The sequence below is a fragment of the Klenkia sp. PcliD-1-E genome, from assembly GCF_024124375.1.
GTDB lineage: Bacteria > Actinomycetota > Actinomycetes > Mycobacteriales > Geodermatophilaceae > Klenkia.
Genome location: NZ_JAMXRZ010000180.1, coordinates 1 through 5,710, shown reverse-complemented (window position 1 = coordinate 5,710; position 5,710 = coordinate 1). Strand labels below are relative to the sequence as shown.

Annotated in this window: 8 protein-coding genes; 2 read left to right on the top strand and 6 right to left on the bottom strand. The window is 74.6% G+C overall.

Features of this window, described 5'->3' with window-relative positions; genetic code table 11:
* Positions 1-191, top strand: a 191-nt coding sequence (locus NH342_RS21700) for a hypothetical protein (protein WP_253018235.1), incomplete at its 5' end; no start/stop codon positions are given.
* Between the two features lie 127 nt (positions 192-318).
* Positions 319-1,224, top strand: a complete 906-nt coding sequence (locus NH342_RS21695) for an HAD family phosphatase (RefSeq protein ID WP_253018234.1) — start codon at positions 319-321, stop codon at positions 1,222-1,224.
* Here NH342_RS21695 and NH342_RS21690 read toward each other — a convergent pair.
* The 6 genes from NH342_RS21690 to NH342_RS21665 all read right to left on the bottom strand — a co-directional run bounded on the left by NH342_RS21690 (position 1,221) and on the right by NH342_RS21665 (position 5,408).
* On the bottom strand, positions 1,221-2,132 hold the full coding sequence (locus NH342_RS21690) for a lysophospholipid acyltransferase family protein (RefSeq protein ID WP_253018233.1): 912 nt from the start codon (positions 2,130-2,132) through the stop codon (positions 1,221-1,223). The genes NH342_RS21695 and NH342_RS21690 overlap by 4 nt on opposite strands.
* Positions 2,125-3,240 (bottom strand): NAD-dependent epimerase/dehydratase family protein, encoded by a 1,116-nt coding sequence (locus tag NH342_RS21685; protein ID WP_253018232.1) that lies wholly within the window; start codon positions 3,238-3,240, stop codon positions 2,125-2,127. Before NH342_RS21685 ends, NH342_RS21690 begins: the two co-directional genes overlap by 8 nt.
* Before the next feature lie 10 nt (positions 3,241-3,250).
* Positions 3,251-3,349, bottom strand: coding sequence for a 30S ribosomal protein bS22 (locus tag NH342_RS21680; RefSeq protein ID WP_012854759.1), 99 nt, complete (start codon positions 3,347-3,349; stop codon positions 3,251-3,253).
* Positions 3,350-3,587: 238 nt separating this feature from the next.
* The gene (locus NH342_RS24560; protein WP_374209495.1) at positions 3,588-3,788 is read right to left on the bottom strand and encodes a helix-turn-helix domain-containing protein; all 201 of its coding nucleotides are present in this window, start codon (positions 3,786-3,788) and stop codon (positions 3,588-3,590) included.
* A gap of 442 nt (positions 3,789-4,230) precedes the next feature.
* The gene (gene proC / locus NH342_RS21670) at positions 4,231-5,052 is read right to left on the bottom strand and encodes a pyrroline-5-carboxylate reductase (protein WP_253018230.1); all 822 of its coding nucleotides are present in this window, start codon (positions 5,050-5,052) and stop codon (positions 4,231-4,233) included.
* A 26-nt stretch (positions 5,053-5,078) separates the two neighbouring features.
* Positions 5,079-5,408, bottom strand: a complete 330-nt coding sequence (locus tag NH342_RS21665) for a hypothetical protein (protein WP_253018229.1) — start codon at positions 5,406-5,408, stop codon at positions 5,079-5,081.
* Positions 5,409-5,710: the final 302 nt, after the last annotated feature.

The following is a 5,710-nucleotide window of genomic DNA, read 5'->3' as shown; positions in this document are numbered from 1 at the left end:
CCCCGGGCGGGGGTGCGGGGCCGCAGCCGACCGGCGCCGCCGCCACCAGCACGCCGCCGCCGGCGGTGCCGTCGGTGATCGCGCCGGCGCCGACGACGGGCGCCACCACGACCCCGCCGCTGGTGCAGGTGCCCGTCCCGCTGCCCTCGACGACGGTCTGCCTGGGCGGGCTCGTCTGCGTCGGCGGCTGAGGACCAGGTCCGGGCACGGGCCCGGGCGACCGTGGCCGACGGCACAGCGACCGCACCGCGGGTCCGGCCGTTAGGGTCGGTGGGGGCTGAGGGGCAGCCGGGACGGGAGGGGCGGGACGTGGTCCGTGTGCCGTTCCGCGGTCGCCGCGCCCGCACCCCGGAGACCATCGAGGACGAGGAGACCCGCGCGCTCGTCGCCGGGACGGCCTCGGCGGCCGCCGCCGAGGTCGACGGCCCGACCCCGGTGCAGCCCGACCCCACGGCCGCGGCGTTCTTCGACTGCGACGGCACCGTGATGATGGGCGCCTCGCTGTTCTGGTTCGCCCGGGGCCTGGCCGCCCGCAAGTACTTCACCGGCCGCGACGTCGCCTCCTTCGTCTGGCAGCAGGCCAAGTTCCGCATCGCGGGCTCGGAGTCCGCCGTCGACATGCACACCGTGCGCGACAACGCGCTGGCCTTCATCGCCGGCCGGCCGGTCAGCGAGATCGTCGAGGCCGGCGAGGAGATCTACGACGAGCTGATGGCCGACCGCATCTGGGCCGGCACCCGGGTGCTCGCCCAGCGCCACCTCGACGCCGGGCAGCGGGTCTGGCTGGTCACCGCAACCCCGATCGAGCTGGCCGAGATCATCGCCCACCGGCTGGGCCTCACCGGCGCCCTGGGCACGGTGTCCGAGGTGGTGGACGGCCGGTACACCGGCCGGCTGGTGGGCGAGCTGATGCACCACGAGGCCAAGGCGCAGGCGGTGCGCGCCCTGGCCGACCGCGAGGGGCTGGACCTCACCCGCTGCACGGCCTACAGCGACTCCTCCAACGACCTGCCGATGCTCTCGCTGGTGGGCACCGCGGTGGCGGTCAACCCCGACACCGAGCTCAAGGCCGTGGCCCGGTCCCGCGGCTGGGTGGTCAAGGACTTCCGCACCGGGCGCAAGGCCGCCCGCATCGGCGTCCCCACGCTGGGCGCGGCGGCCGTGGGCGGCGGCGCGGTCACCGGCCTGCTCGCCCTGCGCCGCCGCAACCGCTGGCCCTTCTAGCTGAAGACCGAGCGGCGCTGCAGCAGCAGCTGGTAGAGCGTCTGCTGGATGGTCTCCCGGACCTGGTCGGTCAGGTTGAACACCAGCATCGGGTCGTCGGCGGCGCCGGGGCCGTAGGAGGCCGTCTCGATCGGCTCGCCGAACGCGATGAACCACTTGGACGGCAGCGGCACCAGCCCCAGCGGGCCGAGCAGCGGGAACGTCGGGGTGATCGGCAGGTAGGGCAGGCCGAGGATCCGCGCCGCGGTCCGCGCGTTGCCGATCATCGGGTAGATCTCCTCGGCCCCGACGACGGCGCAGGGCACGATCGGCGCCCCGGTGCGCAGCGCGGCGGTGACGAACCCGCCCCGGCCGAACCGCTGCAGGGTGTAGCGCTCGCTGAAGGACTTGCCGATGCCCTTGAAGCCCTCGGGGAACACCCCCACCAGCTCGCCGTCGGTGAGCAGCCGCTCGGCGTCCTCGTTGCAGGCCAGGGTCGCGCCGAACTTGCGCGACATGGCACCGATGAACGGGAACTGGAAGACCAGGTCGGCCCCGAGCAGCCGGAAGCGCCGCTGCGCCGGGTGGTCGTCGTGCAGCGCCACCGTGGTCATGAGCGCGTCCAGCGGGATCGTGCCGGAGTGGTTGGCCACCACCAGCGCGCCACCGGTGTCGGGGACGTGCTCCATGCCCTGGGTCTCGACCCGGAACCACTTCTGGAACAGGGGGCGCAACACCGGCAGCAGCAGGTGGTCGGCCAGGTCGGGGTCGAAGCCGAACTCGTCGGTCTCGTACTCCCCGGTCAGCCGCCGCCGCAGGAACTCCAGCCCGCCGGCGAGCTGGTCCTCCCACCCCGGCTCGGCCGCCGCGGCGCCGTCGGCCTCCTCGGGGCCCTCGGGGTGCAGCCGGATGACCCGCGCCTCAGGCATCGCGCACCGCCCGCAGCCCACCACCGGGCGGCGGGGTCCCCCGGCCACCGGTGACCGCGCCGAGCGAGCCGACCGCCGCCGCGGTGCGGCCCAGGACGTCCTCGGCGCCGTCCACCACGGCTGCGACCAGCGCGGGGTCGAGGACGGGCACCACGGTGCGACCGTAGTCGGCCAGCGCCTCGGCGGTGGTGTAGCGCGGGGTGCAGCCGAACTCCTCGCGCAGCACGCGCGTGTCGACCACCCGGCCGAAGTTCAGGAAGCGCAGCTGCTCGGGCGAGTAGTCGGTGATCCGCGCCTGCCGGGTGAGCCGGCCCAGCGGGCCGATCGCCTGGGTGGGCAGCGGCAGGGCGACCCGGCCCAGCCGGCGGATGGCCTGCGACAGCAGGACCGTGCCCTCGGCGCCCACGTTCACGGTGCCGACGAACCCACCGGTGGTGGCCCGCACCAGGACCTCGAGCGCGTCGTCCTCGTGCAGCAGCTGCACCCGGGCGTCGTAGCCCAGCGCGGTGGGGACCACCGGCAGCCGCAGGAAGCCGGTGAGCAGGGAGTCGATCCGCGGGCCGATGAAGTTGGTGAACCGCAGCACGCAGACGTCGACCTCGGGCCGGCGGCGCGAGAAGGACCGCACGTAGCCCTCGATGTCCAGGCTGTCCTTGGCGAAGCCTCCGCCGGGCACCTGCCGGGCCTGCATGGACTCGGTGAACACCGCGGGGTCGCGCGGGCTGGCGCCGTACACGGCGCTGGTGGACTTCAGGACCAGCCGGCGCACGCTGGGCACCCGCTGGCACGCGGCCAGCAGCTGCATCGTCCCGATGACGTTCAGTTCCTTCATCGAGGTGCGCCCGCCGCTGCCACCCGGCGCGGAGCTGATGTTCATGTGCACGACGGTGTCCACCCCGGCCGCGGCGATGACCTTGCCGATCAGCGGGTTGCGGATGTCGGCGCGGACGAACTCGGTCCTGCCGAGCCGGCGCTGCACCTCGGGGCGCGGGGGGACCGTGTCGACCCCCAGGACCCGCTCGATGGAGGGGTCCGCGGCGAGCTCGGCCGCCAGCGCGCCGCCCAGCCACCGGCTCACGCCGGTGACGAGCACGACCGCGGGCGGCACGAGCGTCAGCTCACTTCTTGTTGCGGCGCTGGACGCGCGTCTTCTTCAGCAGCTTGCGGTGCTTCTTCTTCGCCATCCGCTTGCGGCGCTTCTTGATGACAGAACCCATGGTCGATCTCCCGACGTCGTGTGCAGCGTGGTGCGCACCGGCCCCGCGGGGTCCGGACGCTCGACGGTCGAGACTACCGTGCGGCCGCCGGGGCAGCCGGTCGCGCTCCCGCCCCTGGGGGAGCCGCCGCCGGGACCCGACGGCGGCGACCCCTCAGCGCAGGCGCCGTGCTGGAACGGCCTGCTCGCAGGGTCCCGCGGCGCACGGAGTGCGTCGTGGGGGGCGAGGAGGTCCTTCCTCAGGCGATGTCGGTGTAGGCGTCGCGCAGGTAGTCCTGGACGGCGCGCTCGGGGACCCGGAAGGACCGGCCGACGCGGACGGCGGACAGGTCGCCGCCGTGGACGAGGCGGTACACGGTCATCTTGGACACCCGCATCATCGCGGCGACCTCGGCCACGGTCAGGAAGGTGACCGCGGAGCGCTGCGGCTGCGCCACCACCGGGCGGTTCACCGGGGCGGCGGCCGGGTGGGCCGCGGGGACCGGACGGGCGACGGCAGTGGCCTGGACCGGGCGGCCGACGGGCCGGGGGCCGGGCTGGGCGGGGCGGACCTGGTAGGCGCGCTGGGGCATGGTCATGGGTCGTTCTCCTCCGCTGGGCACGCATCGAGGCCGTCGGCTTCCCCACCGTCGGTCGGGTCACGTGCGTGCTGGGAGAAACGTTAGGGGCCTGCTGGGACAGAAGCGATGGGTGAAACGAACAGGCGGACCGGTCCGTCCTGGTCACTTGTCGACACGACTGACAGTGGTTGCTTGTTCACGGCGCGTCGATGACATGTCGACACGTCGACATGGCCCCGTGTCGACGTCAAGGGTGCACAACCAAACGCCCAGGCGTTGTGCAATCACGCAACGTGAGCGAACTACAAAAATGTTGTTCGGGTCAGCGACCGAGCTCGACCGAGCGGTCGCGCGCGGCCTCGATGGCGGCGATCAGCGCCGCCCGCACACCGTGCCGCTCCAGTTCGCGGATGGCGGCGATGGTCGTGCCGCCGGGGCTGGTGACCGCCTCGCGCAGCTGCACCGGGTGCTCGCCGGAGTCGCGCAGCATGGTGGCCGCGCCCAGCGCGGTCTGCACGATGAGGTCGGCGGCCAGCGCACGCGGCAGTCCCAGCAGGATGCCGGCGTCGACCATGGCCTCGACCAGGTAGAAGAAGTAGGCCGGCCCGCTGCCGGACAGCGCGGTGACGGCGTCCTGCTGCCGCTCCGGCACCCGGCGCACCTGGCCCACCGCCGACAGCAGCGCCTCGGCCTCGTCCAGGTCCGCCGCACCCGCGTGCGCACCCGCCGACAGCACGCTCATGCCCTCGTCCACCAGCGCCGGGGTGTTGGGCATGACCCGCACGACGGGGACACCGGCGGGCAGTGCGGCCTCCACCCGCGCCGTGGGCACCCCGGCGGCGACCGACACGACCAGGTGACCGGTGTCCACGTGCGGGGCCAGGTCGGCCAGCAGCGCGTCGACGTCCTGCGGCTTGACCGCGATCAGCAGCACCCGGCACGCCGCCGCCGCGCCGGCCAGGTCGAGGGACCGGACGCCGTGCCGGGAGACCAGCTCGGCGGCGCGCTCGGGGCTGCGCTCGACCACGACGATGCCCTCGGCCGCCCCGGGCCGGCGGACCAGCCCGGAGACCAGGGCCTCGCCGATCTTGCCGCCGCCGACGACGGCGAGTCCGGACCGCTGCGGGGTGGGTGCGCTGCTCACGCCCGGGAACGCTAGCGGCCCCGGGGTCAGGAGCCGGAGAGCAGGCCCGCCGCGGGCACGACGCACAGCAGCGTGCCGGCGAACAGCAGCACGACCAGCAGCCGCAGCCCGACCGGGCCCTGCCCCTGCCGCTGCCGCCAGGCCGACACCCCGCCGACCAGGCCGGTCATGGCCAGCGGCGCCGCCACCACGGCCGCGTAGGGCTGCAGCTCCCACAGCACGGAGAACAGGTAGTACAGACCGACGCCGACGGCGAGCGCCACGAGCAGCTCACCGGCGAACCGCACCCAGGCGACGGCGGCCTGCGACGTGGTCAGCGGCTCCGCGTCGGCCGGCTCCTCCTTCGGCAGAACCACCTTGGGGATCGGCCCGGTGGTGGGCACCGGCTCCGAGCCGGACCGGCCGCCGACCGGGGTGCGGCCGGTGCGCAGGCCCGGGATGGCCGCGGTGGAGGGCGCGGCCTCCCCGGCGAGGGGCTGCTCGACGGTCGCGGGCTCGGGCGCGGGGGCGCGGCGGCGGCCGCATCCGCGGCGCGCTGATGGGCGTGCCGGCCGTGGCCGTCACCAACCCGGCCTACCTGCCGACGGTCGGCGTCGCCGCGATGGTCACGTTCTTCTTCGCCGGCTGGCTCAACCGCACCACCGGCCTGCTCACCGGC

Excerpts from the sequence above, each read along its gene's own strand:
- NH342_RS21690 (WP_253018233.1), bottom strand. The coding sequence starts at position 2,132 with ATGCCTGAGGCGCGGGTCATCCGGCTGCACCCCGAGGGCCCCGAGGAG.
- NH342_RS21680 (WP_012854759.1), bottom strand. The coding sequence starts at position 3,349 with ATGGGTTCTGTCATCAAGAAGCGCCGCAAGCGGATGGCGAAGAAGAAG.